Below are 1644 nucleotides of genomic sequence, written 5' to 3'. Positions count from 1 at the left end.
TGTGTGTTGTTTGAGAATTGCACAGTGGACGCGAGCATCTTTGTTGTAAGTAATGAAGAGCGTACGGTGGATGCCTTGGCACCAGGAGCCGATGAAGGACGTAGGAGGCTGCGATAAGCCTCGGGGAGCTGTCAACCGAGCTGTGATCCGAGGGTGTCCGAATGGGGAAACCCAGCACGAGTGATGTCGTGTTACCCGCATCTGAATATATAGGGTGTGTGGAGGGAACGTGGGGAAGTGAAACATCTCAGTACCCACAGGAAGAGAAAACAATTGTGATTCCGTGAGTAGTGGCGAGCGAAAGCGGATGAGGCCAAACTTTGTGCGTGTGATACCCGGCAGGGGTTGCGTATGGAGGGTTGTGGGGTTTGCATTGTCGATTCTGCCGGATCGGCCGACAGTGAGAAATTGTGGTGTTAGTCGAAGTGGTCTGGAACGGCCTGTCGTAGAGGGTGAGAGTCCCGTAGACGAAAACATTGCAACTGTTGTTGTGGATTCCCAAGTAGCAGCGGGCCCGTGAAATCTGCTGTGAATCTGTCGGGACCACCCGATAAGCCTGAATACTCCCTGGTGACCGATAGCGGACTAGTACCGTGAGGGAAAGGTGAAAAGTACCCCGGGAGGGGAGTGAAATAGTACCTGAAACCGTGCGCTTACAATCCGTCAAAGCTGGTGAACAGTTTACTGTTGCTGGTGATGGCGTGCCTTTTGAAGAATGAGCCTGCGAGTTAGTGGCATGTCGCGAGGTTAACCCGTGTGGGGTAGCCGTAGCGAAAGCGAGTCCGAATAGGGCGTATCACCGTCTGGTGTGTAGTGGCGTGTTCTAGACCCGAAGCGGAGTGATCTACCCATGGCCAGGTTGAAGCGACGGTAAGACGTCGTGGAGGACCGAACCCACTTAGGTTGAAAACTGAGGGGATGAGTTGTGGGTAGGGGTGAAAGGCCAATCAAACTCCGTGATAGCTGGTTCTCCCCGAAATGCATTTAGGTGCAGCGTCACGTGTTTCTCGCCGGAGGTAGAGCTACTGGATGGTCTAGGGGGCCTACAAGCTTACCGAAATCAGCCAAACTCCGAATGCCGGTGAGTGAGAGCGTGGCAGTGAGACTGCGGGCGATAAGGTTCGTAGTCGAGAGGGAAACAGCCCAGATCGCCAGCTAAGGTCCCTAAGCGTGTACTAAGTGGAAAAGGATGTGGGGTCGCGAAGACAACCAGGAGGTTGGCTTAGAAGCAGCCACCCTTGAAAGAGTGCGTAATAGCTCACTGGTCAAGTGATCCTGCGCCGACAATGTAGCGGGGCTCAAGTACACCACCGAAGCTGCGGCACTCACACAACAGCCCCATGCAAGTCTGCGGATTTGTGTGCAGGTGTGTGGGTGGGTAGGGGAGCGTCGTGCAGCCATGGAAGCATCGGAGTGATCCAGGTGTGGAGGCTGCGCGAGTGAGAATGCAGGCATGAGTAGCGAAAGACGAGTGAGAAACTCGTCCGCCGAATGACCAAGGGTTCCTGGGCCAGGTTAATCCGCCCAGGGTGAGTCGGGACCTAAGACGAGGCCGACAGGCGTAGCCGATGGACAACGGGTTGATATTCCCGTACCCGTGTAACCGCGCCCATGGTGAATCAGTGACACTAACCACCCTGAATC

At 55.0% G+C, this 1644-nt stretch carries 1 rRNA gene; it reads left to right on the top strand.

Going from position 1 to position 1644, the window contains the following annotated elements:
• Window positions 1-43 precede the first annotated feature (43 nt).
• A 23S ribosomal RNA gene (locus ACOQFP_RS16495) occupies window positions 44-1644 on the top strand; the annotation flags it as partial.

This window comes from Rhodococcus sp. MALMAid1271, assembly GCF_049195265.1.
Taxonomy (GTDB): Bacteria; Actinomycetota; Actinomycetes; order Mycobacteriales; family Mycobacteriaceae; genus Rhodococcoides.
This window is presented reverse-complemented; position numbering and strand designations above follow the sequence as displayed.